General features: G+C 44.5%; 20 protein-coding genes. 8 read left to right on the forward strand and 12 right to left on the reverse strand.

Features of this window, described 5'->3' with window-relative positions:
* Window positions 1-59: 59 nt before the first annotated feature.
* Window positions 60-4,193: a two-component regulator propeller domain-containing protein gene (locus tag ACXAFM_RS02010; protein ID WP_474830485.1), complete on the reverse strand. Its 4,134-nt coding sequence runs from the start codon at window positions 4,191-4,193 to the stop codon at window positions 60-62.
* A gap of 378 nt (window positions 4,194-4,571) precedes the next feature.
* On the opposite strand from ACXAFM_RS02010, the gene ACXAFM_RS02015 reads away from it, so the two are divergent.
* Complete coding sequence (locus ACXAFM_RS02015; RefSeq protein WP_039222723.1) at window positions 4,572-4,913, forward strand: carboxymuconolactone decarboxylase family protein; 342 nt, start codon at window positions 4,572-4,574, stop codon at window positions 4,911-4,913.
* 62 nt (window positions 4,914-4,975) lie between these two features.
* Here ACXAFM_RS02015 and ACXAFM_RS02020 read toward each other — a convergent pair whose 3' ends face one another.
* From ACXAFM_RS02020 to ACXAFM_RS02035, 4 genes are all read right to left on the reverse strand, one after another.
* A complete protein-coding gene (locus ACXAFM_RS02020) occupies window positions 4,976-7,729 on the reverse strand; it encodes a M16 family metallopeptidase (RefSeq protein ID WP_474826437.1) in 2,754 nt (917 codons plus the stop codon).
* Window positions 7,730-7,918: 189 nt separating this feature from the next.
* On the reverse strand, window positions 7,919-8,212 hold the full coding sequence (locus tag ACXAFM_RS02025) for a YfcL family protein (protein ID WP_039222728.1): 294 nt from the start codon (window positions 8,210-8,212) through the stop codon (window positions 7,919-7,921).
* Between the two features lie 120 nt (window positions 8,213-8,332).
* Window positions 8,333-9,481 (reverse strand): ATP-NAD kinase family protein, encoded by a 1,149-nt coding sequence (locus ACXAFM_RS02030; RefSeq protein WP_474826439.1) that lies wholly within the window; start codon window positions 9,479-9,481, stop codon window positions 8,333-8,335.
* Complete coding sequence (locus tag ACXAFM_RS02035) at window positions 9,478-10,086, reverse strand: elongation factor P hydroxylase (RefSeq protein ID WP_474826441.1); 609 nt, start codon at window positions 10,084-10,086, stop codon at window positions 9,478-9,480. Before ACXAFM_RS02035 ends, ACXAFM_RS02030 begins: the two co-directional genes overlap by 4 nt.
* Before the next feature lie 155 nt (window positions 10,087-10,241).
* Between ACXAFM_RS02035 and ACXAFM_RS02040 the strand changes: the two genes are divergently transcribed.
* The 3 genes from ACXAFM_RS02040 (at window position 10,242) to ACXAFM_RS02050 (ending at window position 12,722) form a co-directional block, all read left to right on the forward strand.
* The gene (locus tag ACXAFM_RS02040) at window positions 10,242-10,952 is read left to right on the forward strand and encodes a DUF8198 family protein (RefSeq protein ID WP_474826443.1); all 711 of its coding nucleotides are present in this window, start codon (window positions 10,242-10,244) and stop codon (window positions 10,950-10,952) included.
* 106 nt (window positions 10,953-11,058) lie between these two features.
* Window positions 11,059-11,508, forward strand: a complete 450-nt coding sequence (locus ACXAFM_RS02045; RefSeq protein WP_474826445.1) for an acyl-CoA thioesterase — start codon at window positions 11,059-11,061, stop codon at window positions 11,506-11,508.
* The gene (locus ACXAFM_RS02050) at window positions 11,505-12,722 is read left to right on the forward strand and encodes a retropepsin-like aspartic protease family protein (protein WP_474826447.1); all 1,218 of its coding nucleotides are present in this window, start codon (window positions 11,505-11,507) and stop codon (window positions 12,720-12,722) included. The genes ACXAFM_RS02045 and ACXAFM_RS02050 overlap by 4 nt, the downstream gene beginning before the upstream one ends.
* Before the next feature lie 64 nt (window positions 12,723-12,786).
* Here ACXAFM_RS02050 and ACXAFM_RS02055 read toward each other — a convergent pair whose 3' ends face one another.
* The 3 genes from ACXAFM_RS02055 to ACXAFM_RS02065 all read right to left on the reverse strand — a co-directional run bounded on the left by ACXAFM_RS02055 (window position 12,787) and on the right by ACXAFM_RS02065 (window position 16,357).
* Window positions 12,787-13,146, reverse strand: a complete 360-nt coding sequence (locus tag ACXAFM_RS02055) for a HopJ type III effector protein (protein WP_474826449.1) — start codon at window positions 13,144-13,146, stop codon at window positions 12,787-12,789.
* Window positions 13,147-13,356: 210 nt separating this feature from the next.
* Entirely contained in the window at window positions 13,357-15,399 is a 2,043-nt protein-coding gene (locus tag ACXAFM_RS02060) for an oxidoreductase (protein ID WP_474826451.1), read from the reverse strand.
* A 118-nt stretch (window positions 15,400-15,517) separates the two neighbouring features.
* On the reverse strand, window positions 15,518-16,357 hold the full coding sequence (locus ACXAFM_RS02065) for a crotonase/enoyl-CoA hydratase family protein (RefSeq protein WP_474826453.1): 840 nt from the start codon (window positions 16,355-16,357) through the stop codon (window positions 15,518-15,520).
* Between the two features lie 138 nt (window positions 16,358-16,495).
* On the opposite strand from ACXAFM_RS02065, the gene ACXAFM_RS02070 reads away from it, so the two are divergent.
* Window positions 16,496-17,107, forward strand: coding sequence for a TetR/AcrR family transcriptional regulator (locus tag ACXAFM_RS02070; protein ID WP_474826455.1), 612 nt, complete (start codon window positions 16,496-16,498; stop codon window positions 17,105-17,107).
* A gap of 52 nt (window positions 17,108-17,159) precedes the next feature.
* Here the strand turns inward: ACXAFM_RS02070 and ACXAFM_RS02075 are convergent, their stop codons facing one another.
* On the reverse strand, window positions 17,160-18,812 hold the full coding sequence (locus ACXAFM_RS02075) for a GMC family oxidoreductase (RefSeq protein ID WP_474826457.1): 1,653 nt from the start codon (window positions 18,810-18,812) through the stop codon (window positions 17,160-17,162).
* A 214-nt stretch (window positions 18,813-19,026) separates the two neighbouring features.
* Here ACXAFM_RS02075 and ACXAFM_RS02080 point away from each other — a divergent pair, with 214 nt between their 5' ends.
* Window positions 19,027-19,752: a DUF1439 domain-containing protein gene (locus tag ACXAFM_RS02080; protein WP_474826459.1), complete on the forward strand. Its 726-nt coding sequence runs from the start codon at window positions 19,027-19,029 to the stop codon at window positions 19,750-19,752.
* A gap of 24 nt (window positions 19,753-19,776) precedes the next feature.
* Here ACXAFM_RS02080 and ACXAFM_RS02085 read toward each other — a convergent pair whose 3' ends face one another.
* The 3 genes from ACXAFM_RS02085 to ACXAFM_RS02095 are packed head-to-tail and all read right to left on the reverse strand — an operon-like array spanning window position 19,777 to window position 23,166.
* Entirely contained in the window at window positions 19,777-21,216 is a 1,440-nt protein-coding gene (locus tag ACXAFM_RS02085; RefSeq protein ID WP_474826461.1) for a wax ester/triacylglycerol synthase domain-containing protein, read from the reverse strand.
* Between the two features lie 20 nt (window positions 21,217-21,236).
* Window positions 21,237-21,902 carry a TetR/AcrR family transcriptional regulator gene (locus tag ACXAFM_RS02090; protein WP_474826463.1) on the reverse strand — a complete coding sequence of 222 codons (666 nt, stop codon included), beginning with the start codon at window positions 21,900-21,902 and terminating at the stop codon, window positions 21,237-21,239.
* 55 nt (window positions 21,903-21,957) lie between these two features.
* Complete coding sequence (locus tag ACXAFM_RS02095) at window positions 21,958-23,166, reverse strand: DUF445 domain-containing protein (RefSeq protein WP_474826465.1); 1,209 nt, start codon at window positions 23,164-23,166, stop codon at window positions 21,958-21,960.
* Window positions 23,167-23,579: 413 nt separating this feature from the next.
* Between ACXAFM_RS02095 and ACXAFM_RS02100 the strand changes: the two genes are divergently transcribed.
* Together ACXAFM_RS02100 and ACXAFM_RS02105 are read left to right on the forward strand one after the other, a co-directional pair.
* Window positions 23,580-25,040: a DUF3336 domain-containing protein gene (locus ACXAFM_RS02100; protein WP_474826467.1), complete on the forward strand. Its 1,461-nt coding sequence runs from the start codon at window positions 23,580-23,582 to the stop codon at window positions 25,038-25,040.
* 78 nt (window positions 25,041-25,118) lie between these two features.
* The gene (locus tag ACXAFM_RS02105; RefSeq protein ID WP_474826469.1) at window positions 25,119-26,552 is read left to right on the forward strand and encodes a hypothetical protein; all 1,434 of its coding nucleotides are present in this window, start codon (window positions 25,119-25,121) and stop codon (window positions 26,550-26,552) included.
* Window positions 26,553-26,562 lie beyond the last annotated feature (10 nt).

Below are 26,562 nucleotides of genomic sequence, written 5' to 3' on the forward strand. Positions count from 1 at the left end.
TCACAACTTGTTAAAAACTTGTTGCATATTAACGCGTTTACTTCCTCGTTGGCGATAGGCTAGTGAATTTTGCTAAGCCACTTCTGTAAGGTCGACGTTACTTTTTGGTGATCGATAGGCTTTGTTAGAAAGTCATCCATACCTGCTGCCATACACATATCTTTATCGCTCTGCATGGCATTGGCCGTCATCGCTATAATAGGCGTACTTTTATAGATATCTCCTGCCGCGCCTTCACGGATGCACTTCGTTGCTTCAAACCCATCCATTTCTGGCATTTGGCAATCCATAATAATTGCGCTGTATTGTGCTTCAAGCTTGCAGTTCTTCAACATATCTAACGCTACTAGTCCATTATCAGCTACATCTACCTGATAGCCTTCACTTTCGAGCGCATTAGTAGCAACCAGTTGATTTATCGCATTGTCTTCAACTAACAAAATCCGCGTTGCTTCGATATCAAGTAAGCGTCTCTTAGGTTCCTGCTCTGCTAGGTCTTCATCTAGATGTTGCTCTACAAAATCTGCAGTATCCATACTCAACTGACGTGAATGCACATCGTTTCGTGTGCTGGGCTTACCTCTTGTGCTTTCTATTATTCTTAGCAAGTCTGAAGTCGTTATGGGCTTAGGCAGACACTCATCAATGGGCAGCTCTCTAAACTCGCTATAGCTATCGACATCGCTTAATTTGGTCATAAGAATAGTACGACAGTGTTTCAATTTAGCCATATTCTTAAGGTTCAGTAATTGATTGTTTTGCTCGTTTTCATCAACCACTATTTCCAAAAACAAAATATCAATACTTAAAGGATTTTGTTCACTAATCTCATCAGCTAAGTAAAGCGCTGCAGCCTCTTCTAGTGAAGATGCAGTTAATGCATTCACACCCCACTGCCCAAGCTGATTTTGCAAGGTGTGCCTTGTTGATGCATTGTTATCCACTATTAAGCAACGCGTGTTTTCTTTAACAAGTTCAGGTTGCAGTTTCGTGCTTTCCTTCGAGCCCGTAACTTTGCATACAACGTTGAAGCAGCTTCCTTTGCCAAGCTCTGAAGTAACACTTATGTCACCACCCAATAAATGACACAAATTCTTAGTTATACTTAAACCAAGTCCAGTGCCGCCGAAGCGCCTCGTTGTAGACGCGTCTACTTGGGTGAAGACGTCGAACAAATGAGGAAGTTTGGATTCCGGAATACCTATACCCGTGTCTTTCACGGTTAAATGAAGCATAGCTTCATTTTCAACATCACATGGAAGCAACTTTGCAGCAATGTATATCTCACCCTGTTCAGTGAATTTAACGGCATTGCTTAAGAGGTTAGTCAGAATTTGTTGAATTCGGTTTGGATCTGAATATATCTTTGTTTCGCTGATTTCAGAGACATCAACGATTAGTTCTAGGTCTTTTTCTTGTGCTGAGTGCGCTACTGATAGTGCAACACTTTCCACTAACTCCCTTAAGTCAAAATCCACCGACTCTAGCTCAAGCTTGCCTGCCTCTATCTTTGAAAAGTCTAGAATGTCATTGATAAGCACAAGCAGTGAGTTGGCACTGGTTTTAGCAATACTCACGCGCTGGCTTTGTTCTGCTGTTAGATCACTTTTTTTCAACAGGCCAAGCATACCTATAACACCATTCATCGGTGTCCTAATTTCATGGCTCATATTGGCGAGAAATTCAGACTTCAACTTCGTGGCCTCTTCAGCACGTTCGAGCGCTTGTTTTAAATCGTTCGCCTGCGCTTTTAGCGACGCAGTCTTTTCAGATACCTGCTGCTCTAATGTTTGAACAAAGCGCTTTTGTTTAGTGATTTCGGTTTGCTGTAGGCGGGTGCGCAGATAAATCACCAAAACAACCATACCTATCAAAAGTAAACCGTAGATAGTATATGCCCACCAGCTTTTCCATGGTGCTACTGCCACATGTAAATTCAATGATAGGGTATTATCACCCCACTCACCATTGGGTTTCATGGCTTTTACGAGCAACCTGTAGTCGCCACCATTTAAGTTGGTAAACGACACCGAAGCATGATTTCCAATATCAATCCACTGCTCATCGTACCCTTCTAATTTGTAAGCAAAGCGGGCACGCTTAGGATCTGAAAAATCTAAAATCGCAAAATCTAACGAAAAAAAGTAATCTTCATAAGAAAGGTTGATATCAGTAACATAGGACAGTGGCTTATTAAGCTCTACTGACTCCCCCATTTTGTTAAAACCGGTAAGAACTATATTTGCGCTAACAGCATCGGTTTGCTCTTGATTATATTTGAAGTACTCTATCCCCCGCTGACTACTCGTAAAATAGGTATTCTCACCCGCTTTAATTAAGCTATCAGAGTAAAAGTTTTTGCCTGCCAAATCTGTATTACTGTTGTAGCTAATAACATTTTGTGTGTCGGGATTATAAAGAAAAACACCTTTGTTGGTGGTAAGCCACAGTCTGCCGTCCTCACCATCAGCGATAGCTCTGATTAAGGTGGTGGGCAGCCCATTCTTCTCACTAAAATGCTTAAAGGCTTTAGACTCTGCTAAGTATTGGTACAACCCCGTTTGCGTCGCTACCCATATTTCTCCATCATTCGTTTGGTGGATATCTTCCACAATGCTGTCAACCAAACTCCCCTGCTGGTCCTTTGCGCCACTAAAGAACGTGAAACTTTCACTATCGACTGACCACAAATTCACACCTCCGCCCGTACCTACCCACATATTGCCGCTGGTGTCTTTGTATAGGCTGTGAATTTCTGGGTGTGTTAAGCCGTCTTTAGTTGTGAGGTGCTTCAAATCCCCGGAAAGCTTGTTGTAAATGTAGATACCGTGCTTGTAGGTACCAATCCAAACGTTGCCATTATTGTCTAATTCAAGCGCTCTAAACTCTCGAAACTGGCGATAATTACTGTCAGTCTTAGGGTATTCAATGCGGCTTATTGCTTTAGTACGTCGGTCAACTCTGGCCACAAAATCGTCTTGTGCTACCCACAAAAACCCTTCTTGATCAGGCACTATAATGGGTCTTTCTATTACACCACGCTCTTTATAACCTTTAAGCTCTTTAAATACTGAGTCGTATTCTTTTTGCAAAAGCTCTTCTTTAACTTTCCATTTGAACACGTCGGCGTTTGCCGTAACAATGAGCACATCACCATTTTTATCGCTGTCATCAAGTGCTATATCAAGTGCAATACCACTTGGTGCGGTTAGTAATTCACTATTAATTTGTTTAATTTTTCCGCGAGGAGAAAATTTAAAAATTCCATGAACCTCACTGGTAATCCACTTGGTTTTGGTATGGTCTTCAAAAATTATGCGAAGGCCGTTTTCATAACCAAAGTCGACCTTTTCAACATAGTTCCCCTCTCCGGTATGACGATACAATCCCTCGGTAGTGACGAACCATATTTGACCATCATGGTCCTCAATCATTGAGTTTACTTGGCTTAGTGGCTCACCTTCTCGTGTCGTTTGAGGTAGAAAAACACCGGAGCTTGGAAAGAATAAGAAGGGCCCGTTTTGCGTAGCGACAAATAGCTGATGAGAAGATGTACGAAGTAAGCTGCGTATTTCATTTGCGCCCGTAGCCGTTTTGTTTTTTGGTTCGGGCAAAAAATGCTTGACGTTTAGCGTCTTTTTATCGAGCAAATTTATCCCATAGCTAGTTGCTACCCAGAGACTATCGGCATCATTATCAATAATGTCCCAAATGCGATTATGGGAGAGACTGTTTTTATCTCCTGGTATTTTTTGTACTCGCTGAAATCGCCCATTGCCTAAATAGCGATTAAGCCCTTTGTCGTAAGAGCCTAGCCAGATATCACCTGCGTTATCTTGAAAAAGTGACTGAATTCGGTTTGATGACAAAGAATTTGCATCGTTAGGCACGTTTGAGTAGCGTGTATATCGACCAGATGTAGGCTCGTATTTGTTGACACCACCGCCCCACGTTCCAACCCAAATGTTGCCCTCTACATCCAACATTAAGTTGCCCGCATCGTTATGAGAAAGACTTTGGTCGTCTTCGCTATTCGACTCAAAGAGCTTAACTTTGCGACCGTCAAAGCGCATGACGCCATTTTCTGCTGTGCCAAACCAAAGAAAGCCTTGGCGGTCTTGAACTATGGAATAGATTTCTGATGACACAAAGCCATCTTCAGCAGTTAACAGCTCGACCGCATATTCGTTCATTAACTTGTTCGAACCAGATGCGAGCGCAGCAGTAATAAACATTATATTTAGAAGAGCGATTGCAAACACGCGGAAGGGTGAGAGTATAAATTTTGTTGTGTTCACCAGAGAGGTATTCTTCAAATAAAGGGTCGAGTTACTAAGTTAAACTTGTGTAACTTTAGTGCATATTATCGGCGCTAGCCATTCTACAAAAGGCGCATTTGTCACCAACAAATAAACGCTTCTTGACCTGAATCATGACGTACAAAAGCTATAGGTATATGATTAACGATGACATTAACCAACAAGGCCAGTAGATAGTCTCTTTTTAAAAGATTTTATGCTGAAATAAAAAGAGACATTAAAGCCCGATTTTATTTGCGTCAGGAGAACACAATGACAAAGTCATATAAAGAAATTACCGATAGCTTAAATCCGTATCTAGCCGAGGTTAAAAAAGGCGTGCCAGAAGTCATGAAAGGGTTTTCTGATATGGCTAAGGCTGCGACCGCAGACGGTGCGTTGGATAAAAAAACGAAAGAACTTATTGCTCTTGCGATTGGTATTGCAACGCGATGCGATGGCTGCATAGGCTTTCATGCTAAAGCGTTAGTGCATTTAGGTGCTACCCGTGAAGAAATCGAAGAAGTGTGCGGTATGTCTGTTTACATGGGCGGAGGCCCATCGTTTATGTACGCTGCAGATGCTTTGCGTGCATTTGATGAGTTTAGTGAATAATTCTAAATAAAAAAGGGCCGAGAAATTTCTCGGCCCTTTCGCTTGCTTTGCAGTGTCGCCGATTACAATGAGTTCATACTCTGTACACTGACAGGTCCAAGTTCCGCTGCTTCAACATCTGCTTTGATTTTTTCGGCATCACCAATGATTATCCAAGTCAATTTATCCGGATGCAGCACCTCTTTCGCCGCACTACTTAAATCGTCTAAAGATAAGCCATTGTACTTTTCGACCAAAGACTCTGGATAATTATATTCTCTATTGAACCTCTTACTTGATACGAGGCTATACATTACCGCATTGGCCGTTTCGAATTGACCAGGCAACGAGCGGACTTCATCCAATCGCACTCTTTCCAATTCATTCGCCATCGGCGGCTTATCCCCTATATATGCATTGAGCTCTTTTTTGAGTTCAAGTAGAGACGGCCCTGTTTTATCGGTTTGCACTGGTGCATACACCATAAATGGGCGTTGACCTCTTGCGTCTTGAAGAAAGGTATACGCGCCATAAGACCAGCTTTTATCTTCGCGTAAATTCATATTCACGCGAGCAGTGAAAGCGCCACCTAGTGTTTGGTTCATAGCATTGATGGCTATATTGTTGTCTGCACCTGTTGGTGGCGCTAAATGCGCGGCCAGAATTAGCGACTGTTGCGCACCTGGGCGATCAATAATAATCGCTTGGCCTTGCTCAGGCATGGACGCTTCAGCTATTTGTTTCGTTCCTTTATTGCCTTCTACTTTCCATTTACCAAACTCTTTTTCAAGCATAGGTTTTATGACGTCTAACGTAGTGTCACCAACGACAAAAATTGTCGCATTATCAGGGCGTAGCCAAGTATCTTTAAAGCTAACTAGATCGCTTCGCGTCACTGCTTTCACGTCTTGCTCAGTTCCGGTACCGGTAAACGGAATGCCATAAGCATGGTCTTCACCATAAATAAGCGGTGGAAGTAAGGTTAGCGCAATACTTACAGGGCGTGTTTTTTGCTGTGCAATATTGCTTAAAATAAGGGCACGTTGACGTTCAATCTCTTCTTCTTTAAACGTGGGTGACTTCAAGATATCCCCCAAAAGTGCCAAAGAAGGCTTCATGTTTTCTGTCAACATCGACATGCTAACCGTGGTGGTATCTAGATTTGAGCCAGCATTTAAATTTGTTCCCAATTGCTCAAGCTCTGCCGCTAGTTCCAAGGCATCGTATTTCCCCGCCCCTTCGTCAAGCATTTGCGTAGTGAAACTGGCGAGCCCAAGTTTCCCCCCCGCATCAGCAGCGTACCCTGCGTCAAACTGTACCGCCACATTCACCAATGGAACCGTAGCACGTTGTGCAAACACCACATTCATACCGTTAGATAATGTGGTTTGCGTAACCTCTGGAAAGCTTAGCTGTGTCTCTGCATCAATTGACGGCAAACCTGAACTGCGATCAACGCTTTCAGTTGATGCTGTATGTTCAATAAACGGCACAACCGTGATTTGATGCCAGCCTTCTTTTAACCATTTATTCGCAGCCGCTTTAACACCTTTGGGCGTCGCCTCACCTAGCTCCTCTAATTCAGTTTTGAAATAGTTAGGGTCACCAGCAATAAACTCACCACTAGCAAGGGTGTCGGCTTTGCCGCCAAAGCCCCCTACTTCTTCGAGCCCTCGAATAATTGAAGCGCGTTGTTTCGTCGACACAAGCTTAACTTCGTCTTTGCTAGGGCCTTTACGCAAGAATTCGCTAATGACCTTATCAATCTCTTTTTCTACTTTTGCTACGTCAACGCCGTCTTTTACGTCAACCGTAACTCCAAAGATAGACGCCATTTGTAGCTCGTAATTAAATACCGAGGCATTAGTGGCAATTTGCTGGTCGTACACCAATTCTTTGTAAAGACGTGAATTTTTGCCATCGCCCATAACACTTGCAGCGATAAACAGGTCGGTTGCGGTCGAAGATGTATTCTCAGGTGACACCCAAAGGCGATAAATACGTGATTGAGGTACTTTATCTTGAATAATTTCACGGGTATTTGCGCTACGCTTCGGCACCCATGCTTGCCATTTAGACAATGCAGGGCCCGGTTCAATATCGCCAAAGTATTTATTAACCAAAGGTTTGGCTTCTTCTGCGTTAATATCCCCGCTCAGCACCAATATCGCGTTATTGGGGCCATAATATTGATTAAACCACCCCTTAACGTCGTCTAACGACGCTGAGTTGAGATCTTCCATAGAGCCTATTACCGTATGATGATAGGGATGACCTATGGGAAATAAGCCTTCAAAAATATGCGTGAATACGCTTCCGTAAGGCTGATCTTCGCCTTGGCGCTTTTCATTTTGAACAACGCCACGCTGTTCGTCTAACTTGTCTTGTGTTACCGCACCTAACAGGTGCCCCATACGGTCAGACTCCATCCACAGAATACGGTCTAGAGCCGGTGTTGGGACGGTTTGAAAATAGTTTGTACGGTCAAAGTTGGTGGTACCGTTTAGGCCTGTGGCCCCGGCTTCTTGAAGCGGCCCGAACCATTCATCATCATAGTTCTCTGTGCCATTGAACATGAGGTGTTCAAATAAATGCGCAAACCCAGATTTACCCTCTGGCTCATCTTTTGAACCCACTTTATACCACACCGCCACAGCAACCACTGGTGCTTTGCGGTCTTCGTGAACAATTACAGTTAACCCGTTATCGGTTGTAAACTTTTCGTAATCGATATTGATATCGTTCTTGGCAAACGCTGAGCTTATCAGCGTACTGCTTACAGCCAACACACCTACGCTTACCTTCAAGCGCTCGGTGAGATCCTTAAGTACAGTCATGTCGTCATCCTTAATCTTTTTATACCTAAATATGCCAGGCACCACAAAGCGGCTTTCCGCTAACATTAAACATAAACCAATCTGGCGGTTAATAAAGGATTTCGCAAATAAAACTGTAACGGATTGTGAACAAGGATAAACGAAGAATAGGGATATAGTTGTTGTAGATAGGAGAGAAGAAAGTCGCAATTACATTGCGACTAACCGTGCCCAAAGAGCTTTTACCTGCTTAGCATCTTCATTTTCTAATTCATTGTTAGCGAAAGCACTATTAAGGCTTTCGAGCATTTTGTCATTAAGCATCGCAACGGTAGCGCCTTCTTGCATCTCTAGTTGGCGAGCCTCAACGGCAAAATGGCCTTGCAAGTAGCTGGCAATAAATAATTCATCATCACTACCGTGATTGACCACGTCATCAAGCGATGCCTCAATATTTGCGATAGCTTTAACGACACTTTCGGGTGCTGCAGCAGGTGGTAACACGTCTTACTCCTTCCTGTTTCTAATTTCTGTTCTTTATTTCTAAATTTCTATTCTCAGTTCGAGATAATTAAATTTGGTTTTAAAAGCAATCAATCAGCCTGGTTATATTGGACTGAGTATTTAAACACTTTGGCAAAGCACTTTGTCTTTGTAGCCCGTAATTACTGTGAACGCGCCTGCTAATTCAGCGTCTAGCGCGGCATCGCTTGAATCTAAGCGAAGCGGTTTGCCGTTTAACGCCTGTAGTTTTTGCTTAGTGGCAACAACAAGCATATTTTGTTTGCCAATTTGACGAATAAACGCTGGGCTTAACTGCTGATTTCCACGCCCTAAGATGTGCCCTTGACCACCAATAACCGTCAAAATCACTTTGGTGGGTTTGTCTTTTGTCAGCGCAATTAGTTCACTGGCAGTCACGTCACTTGCGATTAACTCGCCTTGTTTAACCACGTCAACACCTAGCAAAGTATTGTCTAAGCCAAGGAACTCCATAACCGCACCTACGGTCGAGCCAGAGCCCATAACAAAATAAGTGTCAGGCTCATCGTCCATGATTTCGCTGACATAAGCAGCAATATCGTCAAGCACCAAGGCCTCGTCTTCTTTGCCGCCCATTTTTACAGCTTGAACGTAAGTGAGTTCAGCGGGTACGCGCATTTCACCATAATGCTTAGCAATCACCTTCCCATCGCGAAATGCATTCTCGTCAATATCACGTACTTCGGCGTCCATTTCACTCACAAGTTCGCCTGCGATCATCTGACTTACTACCTGTCCTGCCGCTGACGGCGACACGCAGTAAACGCCAGAGTGAATTTTACAGCCGGCGGGCACACCTAACACGGGGACTTGTGTGCCGACTACGCTACAGATATTGCGGGCTGTGCCGTCGCCGCCTGCAAACAGCAGCAAGTCGACGTTTGCCTCAACCATTGCTTTCGCTGCGCGCTCTGAATCTTCGCCCTCGGTTTGTGCCGCATCAGCTGTGTAGATGACTTCATAAGGAATACCTAGAGATTCACAGACTGTTTCGCCCATATCGCCCGACGCTGTCACTACGGTAAATTTCCCAGACAATGCTTCAAGAATACTGAGCGCTTTTGCCATTTTTTCATTGGCTTTCTTCTCTGCGCCCATGGCCAATGCTTTTTCTCGAATTTCAGCACCATCACTGCCTTTAAGTGCAAGCGCACCGCCTATACCAGCAAAAGGGTTTATAAGAACTCCAAGCTTAAAAAGGGCTGGGCGGTCAAAATCATCATTTCTCATGCTGCATCTGCTCCAGTGGCATCATCATGCTTCTTTTTGCAAAAAGTGGTTGCTAAAGCGTTGATAAAACGTTCTGCTCTAGGCGGAAAGCCATGGGCTTTATAAAGTGCTAGCTGTGCAGCAACATTTTTAGTAAAACCGTCTCTGTCGGGTTCCGCACCATTTAAATTATCCGTACTCACCTGAAACTTTCTGCCTGCGGCTTCGGTGAACGCCCATTCGATGGCTTGTGGCTTAATTTCTACTTTTTCAAAGTCTGCTTGCTGCTCTGCATTGCGGCCATCAGGGCAATACCAGTAACCGTAATCTTCTAAAAGTCTGCGCTTTTCGCCTGCAATGCACCAGTGCGCAATTTCATGTAAGGCACTTGAAAAGAACCCATGAGCAAAGACGATTTGATGATAAGGTTTTTCGTTACCCGCTGGGATGTAAATAGGCTCATCATCCCCCAAAACCAAGCGCGTATTGAAATCTTTAAACGTGCTATTAAATAGTGATATTAACGTGGGTACATCGCTGTCTTTTTCTAAGCCCGGGTACTGCTCACTAGCGGTCTCGTTGTTAAGGACATTGTTCAATGATGACTGACTACTTTGACTGTTCATTAAGTTTATTAAAAATCTAAATAAGCGGGCTAAACTAATGGCAGCAGAGTATACCAGTAAAACTTCGCCTTCTCACTTGAAAGGCACGCTTGCTTAGGTCAATCTAGGTTTACAACAGCGGATAAGCTACACTAGCTCAACAGGGAGTTCGTCATTTGGCGCAACAGATAATTAAACATATTCACCGGGTAAATGCCCTTCGTGATTTGGCCACTCAGTTGGGTGTAATGCCTATCATTCATCAGCTACAGCATTGGCAATGCGAACGCTTACTGGTCACGCACAACGATTTGGCGCAGCAAAAACGTTATCAAAAAGCCATGGCGTTTTTCGTAGATGAATTGTACGGGCCAAAAGATTTTAGCCAGCGCGACGCTGACTTAGTTCGCGTTATTCCTAAGCTTGCAAAAGTATTGCCCGACAAAGCCATGAACGCTATGGACGACGCTTTATCGTTAAATGCATTATCGTTCGATTTAGATATGGCAATGGCCCAGTACTTACAAAGTCATTTTCCTGGGGAACCCATCAACCGAGATAACTACGCCTTGGCTTATCGAAATGTGGGCAGGATGGAAGACAGAGCGCATCAAATCGACATAATTTCCCATTTGGGCGATCAACTCTCTGATGTGATAAAGATTCGTGGTATTGGTATGTTGATTTCTCTATCGAGGCGACCCGCAAAACTCGCAGGCTTGCTTGCTCTACACGAATTTTTAGAGCGTGGTTTTAATGCATTTAAAGCGCTAGGGGATGTTCAAAGCTTTATTCAGCCGGTGCTGGTACGTGAAAAGTCGATAATGCAGATGTTATTAAGTGACGATTTGACGTTACCTGAAGATAATCCTTTGCCTGTGGTATAAGTTGCAAAGAAAGAAATGCAAAAAAAGGCCTTCGTTAGCAACGGCGCTACACCGACGCTAAAGCAGCAGCTAGGGTATAAACAAGATATATGAATAAGGAAAAGGTTTGAGCAACCCGGCGCTTAATTGGATGTTAGACAACCCCTACGTGCAACAATGGCATATTGATGCAACACACATCGACCACTATCAGCATGTGAATAATGTAGCGTACCTGTCGCAGCTCGAAAGCTTAGCTTGGGCCCATTCAAACGCCCTTGGCTTGCAGTTTGCCGATTATCAGGCGCTAAACAGAGGTATGGTGATAAAGCGTCACGAACTTAACTATCATCTGCCAACTCATCTTGGAGATACGTTAGAATGCGCCACTTGGATAGTACACTGCGATAAAAAGCTAACCTTGAAACGCCAGTTTCAATTTATCTGCCCAAAGCGAAACAAAACCGTATTTGATGCTATAACCACATTCGTGTGCGTTAGCCTTGATACTGGCGCCCCTAAACGAATGCCTAAGCAATTTGTGGACGTCTATGGAAAGGCGTGTTTGAAACAATGAAAACATGGCTTGCTGTTCTGCTTACCCTGTTTCTATGTGTGTCGTTGGGCACCAATGTTTACCTATGGATTAGCTTAAAGCAGCATAATAACGGTGCTTATAAGTTAGAAACAGACTATGAGCATCACTTACAACATGAAGCAGCGCTAGAAAGTGAGACTCAGGCAAAGGGCAGTATAGAGCCCTTCAACAAAGAACGTGAATCCACCTCTTTTTCGAACGCTGACAGGGCTAACATACCGTCGAATGAGCGTGAAGATCTGCGCTTATCTTCACGACAAATTGACCAAAATGATATAGCAGCCTTAACTACTCTACTCAATGACGGACAGTATGCGTTACTCTCCACAGAACTAACGAACTACCTAAAAAATGATCCGCTCAACGAATCGCTACTGTTGCTAGAGGGCGAACTGATAGAGTTAACAAAGCCGCTTCCCACGGCGCTTGTCCACTATTATGATATAGCTGAGCTGCCTCTTTCACCTGAAACGCTCTCGTTTATCGACACTAAAATTGCCACTTTGTATCAACAAGCGCAAACGCAGTTAAGTCAAGACGAACAATGGGAACTGGTGGCTAGATTAAATGAGCCACTGTATCAACGCATACCTGACGCAAAACACTACACACTAAATTTGGCTGAAGCTTATGCTTACCAGCAAAAGCTTACGCTAATGGAAGATGTACTCGCTGCTCTGCCGTTAAACGATAGAGACGCCAATATCATTCGCGATAAAGCCTATGACATGCGCGATATGGCCAGCGCGGACACCGCGCCAAGCCACAGCGACCCCAAACCCACAAGCTCGGACGCTGCTCGGTATCAAACTCGAATAGCTTTGCAGCGTATTGGTGATCAATATCGTCTTGAAGCAAAAGCGCTTAACCAAAAAGCCAATATGATTTTAGATACCGGCGCCAGTACTACCGCGATATCATCGCGATTATTTGCTCGCTTGGGTCGTATGCGAAACCTCACGTTTATAGGTAACTTCAACGTGAGAACCGCCTCAGGAACTATTGAAGCACCACTAGTACAAATACCGCGATTTTACTTTGCTGGCTACGAGTTTAACGATGTTTCTGCCATCGTTCTCCCCGAAGAGGCATTACCCGATGCTGATGGATTGTTGGGAATGAATATTTTAGGTCAATTTGACTTTGCGATAATGCCTCAGTCTAGTGAATTGATTTTGACAGAGCGTGATTAATGTTGATTGCGCAATGGCAAGAGCTTTACGCCTCTCGCCTTTCACGCCCCTATAGCGCGGTGCATTAATTTTGCAGCTCAATTAAAGGAAACGTCTCAAACGCCACGCCTTCATGCCCTGTTTTCATAAAGTTGCGGATATTGGCGTGGTCGTTACCATCGGGGTTATTGAGTACGTCTTCACGATAAAAGCGCCCAAACAAAGCCAGTGTTTGTGCTTGGTTTAGGTTTAAATACTGACCCAGTGCAAGCAGCTTGCATGAGCCATTATTCTGGTTAGCTTCGTTTGTTACATCACCATTGGTGAACGCGGTTGGCGTGAAAGTAAACGCGCTATCAGCGAGCGCGATAACATCGTTAAACTCAATAGTCTCTGGTGAATTATTAACGGCTTGAACTAAGTCTTGAGTGTTGTTGAACGTCATGTTTATCTCATTGAAAAAAGGAATCGATAATAGCAGGTCTAGGTAACTTCAACAGGTTAAAACAGGTGTGGTTTCGGTATTTTCATAAAAACTACAGCTTTCGGCGGCTGGAAAAAATAAACCCCTCTGAAAAAAGAGGGGTTTATTATCAATCTTAAGTACCTCCTATTGAGGCACTTATATTTCTAACTGTTTTTTTGCGCTAGGTGATTAAACCGCAGCGCACACGCGCGTACCCTGGTCGATGGCACGTTTTGCATCTAGCTCTAATGCTTCGTATGCACCACCAATTAAGTGATAAGGCATGTTTAAGCCTTCAACAATATCACGCATCGGCTCTTGGCCTGCACAGATGATGATGTTATCTACCGGCAATACTTGGCTATTGCCTTCTACCGTAATGTGTAGCCCTTCATCATCAATTTTATCGTAGCTTACGCCAGGGATCATGGTCACGCCTTTGGCCAGCAGGCCTACTCTGTGCGCCCACCCCGTTGTTTTGCCTAAACCCGCGCCAACTTTTGTGGTCTTGCGCTGTAATAGGAAAATCTCTCTTGGCGATGGCTCTGGCTGCGGCTTAACGCCCTCAATACCCGCGCGAGCCGAAAAGGTCATATCAATGCCCCACTCTTTCATAAATGCAGGAATGTCTTGGCTTGGCGTTTCTTTGCCATGAGACAAATACTCAGCGGTATCAAAACCAATACCGCCAGCACCGATGATGGCCACTTTATTGCCAACGGGTTTCTTTTCTTTCAATACTTCGATATAGGTCAGCACTTTCTCGTGCTCAATGCCTTCAATCGCTGGCGTGCGTGGCTTAATACCCGTCGCAATCATAACTTCATCGAAACCTTCATCGTTTAGCGCAGCCGCATCAACATAAGTATTCAATTTGAGGGTAATATTTTTATGAAGCTCAATTTGGCGCTTGAAATAACGCAGCGTTTCATAGAATTCTTCTTTGCCAGGGATTTGTTTAGCAATATTAAACTGCCCACCAATTTCGCTAGATGCGTCATAAATCACAACGTCGTGACCACGCTCGGCCGAGGTCACTGCTGCTGCTAATCCCGCTGGACCTGCGCCTACAACCGCTACACGCTTTTTAGTCTCTGCTGGCTTAACGTTAATTTCAAGCTCGTGACACGCACGAGGATTTACCAAACAGCTGGTCATTTTGCCGTTAAATACGTGATCAAGACAGGCTTGGTTACAGCCAATACAGGTATTGATTTCATCGGCCTTATTTTGCTGTGCCTTGCGCACAAAGTCAGGGTCGGCCAAGAATGGGCGAGCCATTGATACCATGTCTGCATCACCGCGAGACAGCACTTCTTCAGCGACTTCAGGGGTGTTGATACGGTTCGATGTGATTACCGGAATCGAAAGTGCTTCACGGAATTTAGCGGTAACCCACGTAAATGCCGCTCGCGGTACTTTAGTGGCAATGGTTGGAATACGCGCTTCGTGCCAACCTATACCGGTGTTTATGATAGTGGCACCCGCTTTTTCGATTTCTTTGCCAAGCTGTACGACTTCTTCATAAGTAGAGCCGCCTTCAACAAGGTCAAGCATGGACAAACGATAGATAATGATAAAGTTCTTACCTACTGCCTCGCGCACGCGGCGCACTACTTCTATCGGCAGACGGATTCGGTTTTCGTATTCACCGCCCCATTCATCGTCACGGTGGTTAGTGCGTTTAGCAATAAACTGGTTAAGGAAATAGCCTTCAGAACCCATGATTTCAACGCCATCGTAGCCAGCGCGCTGAGCTTGAGTTGCGGCAGTGATGAAATCTTTAATTTGCTTTTCAATCTCGTCAGCTTCTAGCGCTTTTGGCTTAAACGGGTTAATTGGCGCTTGTACCGCAGAAGGTGCAACAAGCTTAGGACTATACGCATAGCGGCCTGTATGCAGAATTTGCATGCAAATTTTACCGCCAGCAATGTGCACTGCGTCAGTCACTTCTTTGTGGTTTTTCACTGCTTCGTCTGTATCTAAACGAAACGTTGACGGGTGAGTAGCGCCTTCTTCATTCGGCCCAATACCACCAGTAACGATAAGCCCTACGCCACCTCTGGCACGTTCGCCATAAAATGCTGCCATGCGTTTGTGGCCGTCAGGCAATTCTTCTAAGCCCGTGTGCATAGAGCCCATAAGGACACGGTTTTTAAGAGTAGTAAAACCTAAATCTAACGGACGAAATAAATGAGGGTAAACGGGATGATCGGTAACGGTCTGATTCATGATACATTCCTGAAAATGGTTTTGGCTTGGTAAAAGCCGTTAAAAAGCCTGTTCAAATAATCTTGTCTAATACGCCCTTTCTATGAAGGCGCTTTACAATTCAATTAATTACATTAACTTACGAATTCATTTTTTTAATCGCTGGGTGTAAAGGCGGGTATTCCGGCAGCGTTTTGGATTTTTGTGCTTCCATGGCTTTAAACACATCTTCCATTTGGAACATGCCCGCTTGCCATGTGGCCATATAGGTCAAGCTTTCTGCCACCGTGTGTTCTACCGAGTAATTAATCATAGTCTTAGTGCCTGAAACCGCTAGCGGCGAATTCATTGCAATCTGCTGCGCTATTTTCATCACCGCTTCTAGCATTAATTCCTGGTCGTCAAATACCTGATTCACAAAACCAAGTTGCTGCGCTTCTGCAGCACCAAAATTGCGACCGGTATACGCCAACTCTTTCACTATGCCAATGGGAATAAGCTTTGGCAGGCGCTGAAGCGTGCCGACGTCCGCCGTCATGCCTAATTGGGTTTCTTTGATAGTGAAAAAAGCATCTTGTGTGCAATAGCGCATGTCACATGCACTAAGTAAATCTACTGCACCACCAATTGCCCCGCCTTGCACGGCACCAATAACCGGCATACGTGCCTGCTCTATGGCAGTAAAGCTATCTTGAAGCAACATCACCATACGGCGCATACGCTCAGCTCTCCGCGATGGGTCGCCCTTAAAGTCTTCTTTCATATTCAGGAACACCGATAAATCCATACCGGCAGAGAAATGCTTACCTGTAGATGAAATAACGATTACCCGTGCTTTGGCTTCATCATCTATTTCACGAATGGCTGCCGGTAGCTCGGTCCAGAACTCTGGGATCATGCTGTTCATCGCTTCAGGGCGATTAAGTACTACGTGGGCGATATGGCCCTCTTGTTTTACTTCTAATGTAGAGTACTTCATGGTTTGCGCTGTCTCCTTGGGCTGTTCCTGTTAACAAATTTGCAAACTAGACAGCGTCAAGATAAAAGGCTATGTTGACACTGTCAAGATAAAACGTTATCTATTCGTCTCAATTTTGAAAATGGAAACATTGGATTTATGGCTAATGCAGTACAAAGCTACCATCACGGCGATTTACGCAGTGCCCTTATAGAGGCAGCAACAGCGCGTTTGTCGGAGCATGGCGTTGATAGTCTTTCGCTGAGAAAGCTGGCAGAAGATGCCGGGGTTTCACGTACTGCGCCGTATCATCACTTTAAAGATAAAAGTGCTTTGTTAAGTGCTATCGCGGCGAAAGGCTTTAGCGACTGGCATAGCGCAGCAAAACGAATCTTCGAACAAGAAGACAAAACGCCAAAAGCGCGCTTTCGTGAGTTTGTGCACGAATACATTGGCTACGCGGCCGACAACCCCGAGATGTATGAATTGATGTTTGGTCGCACTATTTGGCAAAATCAAGCGGCGACTAACGATTTGAAAGATGTTGCATTTCCTTGCTTTCAGTTTCAAGTGACGATGACGCGTTATTGGCAGGATAAAGGGCTACTTCCGAACAATCAGGATGCGCTGAGACTAGCACAGGTGACATGGGGTACGTTACACGGTATTGCGCGTTTACTTATTGACGGAATATACGCTGACAGCAGTCATATCGACGAAATGTGTGATTGTGCAGCGGATTTATTTATGCAAAAGCAGATGAATACTTAGAGCGGATGAATTGCCAGAGCGAGACGAGGGCTCGCTCTTAGCACCTTTTTAATTATGCCGATTCTGCTTTAGCCAAAGATACTGGCTGACCTTCGTGCGTCGCTTTAATAAACTCAGCAGCACGTTCGGCAATCATAACGGTGGGCGCATTGGTATTGCCACCGATTAAGCTTGGCATCACCGAAGCATCTACCACTCTAAGACCTGCTATGCCTCTTACCCGCAACTGAGTATCAACCACTGCCATCTCATCGTCATCACTGCCCATTTTGCAGGTACCAATCGGGTGATAGATGGTTTCAGCGCGCTCACGTAAAAACTCTAGTATTTCTTCATCTGTTTGTGCTTCTTCCCCAGGATATAGTTCACTGCCTTGGAACTTGTCGAAGTCTGGTGCAGATAGCAGCTTACGGGCAATGCGCACGCCTTCAATCATGACTTGCTGGTCTTCCTCTGCGGATAAGTAATTCGGGTCAATAAGCGCTTGATCGGCAGGATGGTTACTTTGAAGCGAAATAGTGCCGCGGCTTTTAGGATATAGACAACATACGTGCAGGCCATAACCGTAACCAAAGGCCAGCTGTCTTCCGTGATCGTTTAAAATTGCAGGTAAAAAGTGGAATTGAATATCAGGGCCCTGTGTCGCTAAGCTTGAACTAACAAAACCACCGGCTTCAGCGATATTTGAAGAAAGAATACCTTTGCGCTTAAACGCGTAGTCTGCGGTGGCTTTAACGTAAGAAGGCAGCGCTCCGAATGCCACGGCATAACCTTCTCTGGCTTTACAGGTATATTGCACGATGGCATCTAGGTGATCTTGTAGGTTTTGGCCCACACCTGGCAAGTCTTGCTGTACAAAAATCCCCTTTTCTTCTAGTTCTGCTCTGGGTCCAATACCCGAAAGCATTAGAAGTTGAGGTGAATTAATTGCGCCGCCGCAAAGAATCACTTCGCTTTTAGCGAAATAGCGGTTTACTACCCCTTTTTCACGTACTTGAACCCCTATAGCACGCCCTTCTTTTAATAACACCTTTTCAGCAGCGACTCTCGTAAGAACAGTTAAGTTGTTGCGGTGCTTTGCCTGCGTTAAGTACCCTTTTGCTGTTGAGCAGCGCTGGCCGTTGACTTGTGTAACATGGTAGTAACCAAGCCCTTCCCTATCGTCTCGGTTAAAGTCGTCGAGCTGTTGATAGCCGGCAATCGACGCAGAGTTCACAAAAGCATCGGACAGTACGCTTGTATGCCTAAGCTTGCTAACATTTAGCGGGCCACCTGTGCCGTGGTATTCATCAGCCCCTTCTTCAAAGTTCTCAGAGCGTTTGAAATAAGGCAGTACATCTTCAAATGACCAGCCCTCGGCCCCTTCTTCATTAGCCCAGCGGTCATAGTCTTCTTTTTGCCCTCGAATATAGCACATGGCGTTGACTGAACTGCTGCCGCCCAAGGTTTTACCGCGAGGCCAGAACAGCTCTCTGTCATACATTTCTTTTTGAGGTGCTGTGTGATAACCCCAGCCGATACCCTCAAACCTGCTGAGCAAAGATAAACCAAAAGGAATATGGATAAGTGGGTTGGTATCCTTTGAGCCAGCTTCCAATAGCAAAATATCTAATGCGGGGTTTTCTGATAAACGGGTGGCAAGCACCGCGCCCGCAGAACCGCCGCCTACAATAATGTAATCGTATTTGCTAAGTACTTCGCTCATTTCGCCAACTCCTTGAGGGCAAGACTTTTAAATGTTAATAAAACGTTGTGGTACGACCAGATTAGCAAACAATGTTTCATCAATAAAAGAATTAAATTGTAAGATTTAAAAAATCTAATAATCCTGATAACTTAACTGTTGTATCTGTATATGCATTACGTTAGACAATCTAGCAACAAGCCACTGCCTAGCAAAATTAGGCTAAGAATACACCTTGACCAATAACTTATCCTTGAAAGACAAATGCAAAGTGTACCTGGCACAATGGCTTGTGAAATGGGGAAAGCTAACGCACGACGACTTTACCAAAGCTGAGCTCCAAGACCTTATCAACGATAGCTTTCCTTACACCTTCACCTTCAACATCCCTATGGGAAGTGGCACTGTGACCGTGCTTGAAGGCAACATTGCATTAGATAATGCAAACAACCGTATTGTTCTTCAGTGCCTTACGGCACTTAATATTGTGGTAGCTTCTACCACCATTTACCGTGCTCACGTGGTGTTTACTGTGTCAGCATCGCCTCACTACGACAAAAATATGAGCACGCTTTACTTAACCGGCCTTTCCACTGATAGTGTCAGTTTAGTTAACGATGATTACGCGTTGATTAAAGACACACAGTTTTTGGTTTCGCGATTCTTTCCTAAAAGTGTAAACACTCTGCTTGGCGGCTCATTGAAGTCGGCACTATCGATTTTTAGCGCCGGGACATCTGATATTGCAGCAGACTATTTACAGGTCTATTTAACGGGCTCGAAACAAGCAGTATTGGAATACCACATTCCCCATATTAACGACGCTATTAAAAAACAAATTAACCAAGAAGACCTAAGCCATACTATGCGTGGTGACCACTGGCGCGAAGTGCTCTTCTCGAAACTAGGTCAAAACGTACGTGTAGAAGACAACGTACTGCGCTTCTATCTCATCGAATAGCACTTAGTCTGCAAGTTACGCATGCTAGTGATCTGACACAATAGAGACAGGCACGGTATCCACCTGCTCTCCAATATCGTCGATGTTTAGCCTTGGATCGTCCACGCTCGCTTCTAGCATATCGAACGCTTCTTTGACGTAGCGCGCTAACGGTTGTAACGATTCAATGTTCTTATTGCAGCACACCAAGCCCACATTTGCAGTGCCCGCGTAGGTCATAAGCGTAATATTTACTCCGCCCCCAGGCGTCATGGTAGAAATGGGGTAGCAGGCCAATAACTCCGCGTCTTTTAGATACCTTGTATCTTTGGGGCCAGGTACGTTTGAAATAAGAATATTTGCAATGGGTTTAACTACGCTAGATAGCTTTAACCATTCGAAGACCAGTGCAAGAGATTGAATTGCAATGGTATAGCCACTAAATGCCGCAGGGCGCGCATGCTGCGCTGCATTTTTAACAATACGATGGTTCACCACAATCTGGCGCAACCTAAGATAGGGGTCGTTTTCGCCATGTGCTAACTCCACCGGCACAATAGCTATTTTATTACCAGTGGTTTTCTCACCGGGTTTGCGCAAATTAATCGGCATATTGGTGAATAAGGCTTTTTTAAATACCTGGCCATGGTCTTGTAGTAACTTATGCACACCGATATCAAAGGCGCATAACAACACCTCATTTGCGGTAGAACGCGTGCGCCTTGCTAGCGCTTTCACCCGCTTAAAGTCTAAGTCCATAGTGGCCACAGCCCTACCTGCTTTTACTTGACCAGTCAGCACTGTTTTCGTACCAGTGAAAGGAATAGGCATATAGTGTGGGTTTACTCGCAGCGCTTTCATGAATATGCGAATAAAGATAATAAGCAAATCGAGCGCGGTTTTAAGCGCGTAACCCACGCCCACCAAACGTTTGTAAAAACTCACGGGCTCTCTGCCCTTATGACGAAGCCGTTTCACTGCCCATACTGGCGTAAACTCTGTTTCGTGAGAGTTGGAAACGTACCCAGCCTGAAACCAGCGTACCAGTGTCGCACCATCACCATACATATGATGGACACGAGCATAAATGGCGAATGTCTCGCTGTTATCATCAAAAATAAAATGATATTGCCAAAGGGGCTTGTCGGGATCTAACCGCGAAGCATGTAGTCTTGCTACAAATGCATCTAGCGCTTCGCGGTTTGTAACGTCAGCTACGCGATGAATTTGAACGTGGTAATCCATGTTGAGCTTTTTCACCGGCGCAAACCCCACCGGGTAACCCAATACCGTTTTTACCGCACAGTTGAACGGAGAAGTAGCACGGGCATAGCTTCTTATTTCTTGGAATAACTGGGGCACGTATTCGGTACTATTCGCCCCTTTAGGTATGGCAAGTAGCTGCAAACAAGCTACATGTTTTGGATTCTCGTCTGACTCGGTTATCCAAAATGACTTATCTAAGAAACTGAGCGTTTTTGCCATTACTATTCCTTTATGTTGCTTTACGCGAAGTCGAGTGGTGACGGGGTTGAGGCATTTCTCACAAAGTCATGAGAGAAGAGCATCTGTTCTAGCTGGTGCTTTTGTTCATCGGAAAGCGCCAACCTTGGCAAAACGCTTACCATCATTAGTGACAAAGCATGATAACGCTGCATCGTACTATCCATATGACTGTTTAATTCATCAAATTGACAAGACTGTGTGATGATCAAAGACATTAAATCCACCATAAGTGCCCTGTCTGCCTTTGAGGCAATAAGAATGTCGCGCTTTGATAATGATTCAAAAAGAAACGCTAATTGTTTATTTAAGCTAGATAATATGTGCTGTCTAGGGCGCACTATACTGGGATACTTTTCTGCTAGGTCGGCTGGGCTACGGTAGAAAAAGCGAAATACATGAATACTATCTATAAGCAAATACAGATAATACATAATTTCTTCAGGATGAAGTGTATCGAGTTTTTCTCGATTGAGTATCTTCTGCATTTGTTGTTCATGCATTTTCATCAGCGCACTAACGAGGCTGTCTTTACCTTTAAAGTGGTAATAAAGGTTTCCCGGACTAATATCCATCTCGACGGCGATATCCACACTGGTTACCGTGTTTTCGCCGTGCTCATTAAATAATGTTAGCGCGGTGAGTAGTATTTTCTGCGCGGTTTTCATAATTTAATCCGACCCCTTACCAACCCTGTGCGTTAGTTTTTACTTATGGAACACCTTACATAAACACCAGATAAAGTTGGGCAACACCAGCTACCATACCCAAAATAGCGCCTGTTACGATGAGTTTCCACTCATCCTGCTGATAAGCTGGGCGCAACACCCCTTCGAATTCTTCAACACTCAGCGCCTGCATGCGTTCACTCAAATCGTGCCCTATCTGCATCGCATTGTTGGCATAATCAAAGGCATAAAGTAAGTATTTATCTGAATTATCAAAGATTTGACGTACCGCTAGTGCCTTCATTTTATGATAATTTTCTGACCCAACACCTAACGCGAAATAAGGTTGCGCGATAGCCACATAGCGTTCAATAGCATCGTTGACATGAAGCTCAATGAGCTCCAAAAGCTGGGCTGAGCCTGAACCATGCAAGATTATATGGGTGATGTTTTTAGGTGTTATAAGTTTTTCTTCAATAATGTTTGAATAGACTTCAGACACTTCTTTTTGGCGTTTTAAAAACATACCTTGAATAGTAATAGGCCCCAGTTTTCTCGGGCGTTTGGGTTCGAAAATTATCTTGATGGCAATCCAGTTGGTGGCATAGCCCACAAGCAGTCCACCTAACGGTAGAATCCACCATGCTTGGTAGAAATACCAAAGCAACATGGTCGGTAAGCCGAATAGGAAACCGAAGTAAAAGCCAGAGCGCACTATGAACGGAAACTCCTTGCTGCCTGCCGTTAAAAAAATTTCATTAACGAGCTCAGGTGCATTAACCAGCTGCTCTACCACCAGCTCTTTTATATCTAGAATTTCTGAAACATTGTGCTGGAAGTCGTCCACCATTTTGTGGACCACATTAGGGATGTCGTTTTCAATGCGTTGGTAAACTAAATTTTTACCTTGCACAGGCAAAGCTGCCCAAAGTTGAGGCGCTGATTCGGCCATTACGTCATTGACAACTTTGCGTATAACTTGCCCTAAGCGGCGCTCAATAGCCTTCGTTAATTCATCTGCATCTAAGCGCTGGGCTAATTCTTCAACACTCAGTAATTTACCTAAAACTAGTTCAACCTCAATCTCTGCCATTTGGCGGCGCTTCGCGGGAATAAGCCCCTGCCACCCAAAGAAAGGTTTAATGCCAACGAACTCTATGGGGTAAAACATCATTTTTACCGCCAAATAGTTAGTCAGCCACCCGACAATGGCACTAATTAAAGGGATTGATAGCAGGCTTAGCGTTTGAAAATTCCATTCCATACTACAAAAAAGAGATCCACATTATTATTTTCTCTCTCAGGCTACTGAGTGCTTATGAAATGGTCAATGTAAAAAACAAAATTACTGCTAATTGTTGATTGAAAACAACCTTCTGAAAGCCTAACAATTAAAAGATACCGCCTTGAGTAACACGCTAAAAGCACCAAGCGGTTGATTTAGTAGAAGGGTTTAGGTAGTGGATTCTAAATTTACACAATAAACTCAGGTTAGCGTATAGACAGCTGTTATTGCGCAGAGGCTTACCACATGCTTTCCAGCAAATGTCGAGAAATTCGCCACTTAGTAAACAGCGTCCAAAATACGTATTTATCCTTTTGCTGGTGTTACCCGCGCTTGTTCGCTTGTCATACAAGAAAGGCAGCAGCGCTCATCAACTTAAATAGGTTATCGTTATGGCAGTATTCGATTTGCGGTTAAAAAAGCTTGAACATGAGATAGAGCATGCAAGCAGTTACGATGAATATGAGGCCGCATGCCTAGCACACGATGCGCTGTCTGGCGCTGACGAGTGGAAAGCAGAAGATGCCAGCGATGACTATGACTACAAGCTTATCCGAAAGCGTGTTCAACGCCTACAGCTTGCTAGAAGCAGAGGCGATTTACACGCGCTGATGTCCATACTGCACGAGGGACTGCACGGCAATTTAGGTAATATCGCCAACCCTATACTGCTTAGCCAGTGCAAAATTGGCACTAAATACCTTATTGAACAATTTATTGATGAAGTGATATTGGCGCTAGAACAGATCTATAACGCCGATGAACAAGACGTAGACTTCTATGAAAAGCTATCGTTTTTTGATGAAACCGCCCATGCCTTCGGCCGTAGTTGCCTCATGCTTTCAGGCGGCGCTGGCTTAGGCTTTTTCCACGCGGGCGTGGTTAAGTCGTTAAACGAAAAAAACTTACTGCCTACAGTAGTGTCTGGCTCGAGTGCAGGGTCAATCATCGCAGCCATGTTGGGCACGCGAACACACGATCAATTATTAGAAGCACTCAGCGCCGACTTTATTTATGAGACTTTTAAACATTGGCGGAGCTTTGCCGGTCTTGGAAAGAAAGGACTATTTGATAGCTCAGTGCTTGAAAACGCGCTGATTGAACTATTCGATCTTACTACCTTCGAAGAGGCTTTTAAAAAAACAGGGCGCCACATAACTGTCACCGTGTCCCCCGCTGACTTGCATCAGCATTCTCGACTTTTAAATGCCAAAACATCGCCCAATGCAATTATTACCCAAGCGGTACGTGCATCATGTGCTGTACCTGTTATTTTTAGCCCAGTGCAGCTAAGAGCGAAAACCCCAGCTGGAGAGATTGTCCCCTACATACCTAACCGACGTTTTGCCGACGGTTCGATAATGGCAGATCTCCCCTTCGAGCGCTTGGCTCGGTTATATGGCGTGAACCATAGTATTGTAAGCCAAACAAACCCTTTGGCGGTGCCGTTCATTTCATCAAACCGCATCGATCCTAACTCGCTATGGGATATGTCGGCCCGTCACATTGGACAACTTGCGAAAACCAATAGTATTTTCGCTATTGATATCATTGAACGTTTGACAGGAAATAAGAGCGCCAAGCTAGCAATTCACAAAGTTCGTTCTATTATTGATCAGCAGTACGTTGGCAATATCAATATTTTACCCAAGCGCCAAATAAGGAATTTATCCCAAGTATTGTCTAATCCAACCCGCGAAAGCATTAGCCAATTAATTGTGAGCGGGGAACGGGCATCATGGCCGCAACTACATGTTATTAAAAGAAATACCAAAATCAGTGAAAATTTACGGTATCATTTAGGTCAATTGAGAAAACGTGAGGCAGTAGAGCTCGGACATGAGGTTAAGTAACCTAGTGCAGCGCTGACCTGACCTGGATTACCCGACACAATACATAGGTAATTCGCAGCATCATTTGAAAGGACGACGGTGAGCGCACAAAGCCAAAACCCCGACAGTATTTACACGCAGCAAGTAAAGCAGCTTATCAACATGATTTATCCTAAAGACTCGGGCTACGGTTCGGTTTTTGAGGATGCCAGTCATTACTTTTCCCTCACTCCTTCTCTTGAGCAGCATATTGAAGAATTAAAAGCACAGCTTAAACGAATTGAAGGTAGTAAAAAGAAAGAACTATTAGCTGAACAGCTTGCCCAACAAATACACAATAGCTCAGAAAAACTTGAAGAAGAGCGCTTAGCGAGATTAGAGCGTTTGGACGCAGTAAGCACTAAAATAATTGAACTCTGTGAAGGCGACAACTGGCAGGAAACACAACAGCTAAGCGCCAAGTTGCTTGGAACACTAATGTTGCTCACCCGAGGGCCTGAAGGCAACTTTGCCAAGGTACACATGCGCTTCAAACCTCTCTACAAGGCTGTTTTAACGTTGCGTTTAGTCGATAGATTGTTAGAGCACGATACTATTGCCCACAGATATTTATCAAAGTATCGCGAAGCCGCCTCTCGCTTTCGCGGAAACCGCTATTGGCGAGACAAATGGAAAACTGAGTTAGGTCGCCCTCTTATCACCGCCGCCCTTCTGCAAGATATTGGTTTACAAAGTCCTGCTGCGCAAACCATATTAAAAGGTGAAAACGGCGACTTAGATGAGTTTCGTTTATTAGACGAATCGCAGCGAAAAGACCTGCTGAAGCTAAACTATCACTTCACGTTACGTTACTTATCTGATGGTTTAGGGCAGCCCAACTACGTAGGTAACAACAAAGAAGAAAGAGACCGTTTCAATCAAACTCACAAAGACGCTAATGAATTTTTGCTGAGTTTGGTTAAAGACGCCTTTGTGTCAAAAACCGGTTTGGGCGAGATTGTAAAGATCCCTCAAATTTACGTTTCCATTGTGCTTTCAACCAAGTCAGACTACTCACGAATGAGCTTACCCAAGGGGTATATGCTCATTGAACAACTTGCGAAGAAAGGTGGCCTAAATAAACAATTAGCACAGGACTTTGTTGAGCTGGTTGGCTACTTCCCGCAAGGTTTTGGTGTTACTTATATTCCTGTGAATGAAAAGGGCCAAGAGAAAGACCAATATGAATGCGCCATAGTGATTGGGCTGAACCCCGCGAACCCCGCAGAGCCTTTATGCAAAGTAGTAACAAGGAGCCAAAAATACATCACCAGCGGTGCGCAAGAAATTATTCCCAAAGGCAGAAACCTGTACTTCCCTGCGAACAGGAAAAAGTTAATGCGGGTGGGTCAAGACAGATTGGGCGAGATCATGAGCCAGCTGTCGAACAACTTTACGCCCGATGCCCTTGACGATTTAGTGCCGAGCTTCTGGGAACCCTATGACTTTTTCGGCTTTAAAAAACACCAGAATTTGTGGGCGAAGAATATTTAGCGGGTAATAG

This window comes from Alteromonas sp. ABD4_190, from assembly GCF_056160105.1.

Coding starts and splice junctions, on each gene's coding strand:
- ACXAFM_RS02100 (WP_474826467.1), top strand. CDS start 23,580: ATGGCAGTATTCGATTTGCGGTTAAAAAAGCTTGAACATGAGATAGAG.
- ACXAFM_RS02030 (WP_474826439.1), bottom strand. CDS start 9,481: ATGAGAAATGATGATTTTGACCGCCCAGCCCTTTTTAAGCTTGGAGTT.
- ACXAFM_RS02060 (WP_474826451.1), bottom strand. CDS start 15,399: ATGAATCAGACCGTTACCGATCATCCCGTTTACCCTCATTTATTTCGT.
- ACXAFM_RS02085 (WP_474826461.1), bottom strand. CDS start 21,216: ATGGCAAAAACGCTCAGTTTCTTAGATAAGTCATTTTGGATAACCGAG.
- ACXAFM_RS02050 (WP_474826447.1), top strand. CDS start 11,505: ATGAAAACATGGCTTGCTGTTCTGCTTACCCTGTTTCTATGTGTGTCG.
- ACXAFM_RS02075 (WP_474826457.1), bottom strand. CDS start 18,812: ATGAGCGAAGTACTTAGCAAATACGATTACATTATTGTAGGCGGCGGT.
- ACXAFM_RS02035 (WP_474826441.1), bottom strand. CDS start 10,086: ATGAACAGTCAAAGTAGTCAGTCATCATTGAACAATGTCCTTAACAAC.
- ACXAFM_RS02095 (WP_474826465.1), bottom strand. CDS start 23,166: ATGGAATGGAATTTTCAAACGCTAAGCCTGCTATCAATCCCTTTAATT.
- ACXAFM_RS02010 (WP_474830485.1), bottom strand. CDS start 4,193: ATGAACGAATATGCGGTCGAGCTGTTAACTGCTGAAGATGGCTTTGTG.
- ACXAFM_RS02070 (WP_474826455.1), top strand. CDS start 16,496: ATGGCTAATGCAGTACAAAGCTACCATCACGGCGATTTACGCAGTGCC.
- ACXAFM_RS02090 (WP_474826463.1), bottom strand. CDS start 21,902: ATGAAAACCGCGCAGAAAATACTACTCACCGCGCTAACATTATTTAAT.
- ACXAFM_RS02020 (WP_474826437.1), bottom strand. CDS start 7,729: ATGACTGTACTTAAGGATCTCACCGAGCGCTTGAAGGTAAGCGTAGGT.
- ACXAFM_RS02065 (WP_474826453.1), bottom strand. CDS start 16,357: ATGAAGTACTCTACATTAGAAGTAAAACAAGAGGGCCATATCGCCCAC.
- ACXAFM_RS02055 (WP_474826449.1), bottom strand. CDS start 13,146: ATGACGTTCAACAACACTCAAGACTTAGTTCAAGCCGTTAATAATTCA.
- ACXAFM_RS02015 (WP_039222723.1), top strand. CDS start 4,572: ATGACAAAGTCATATAAAGAAATTACCGATAGCTTAAATCCGTATCTA.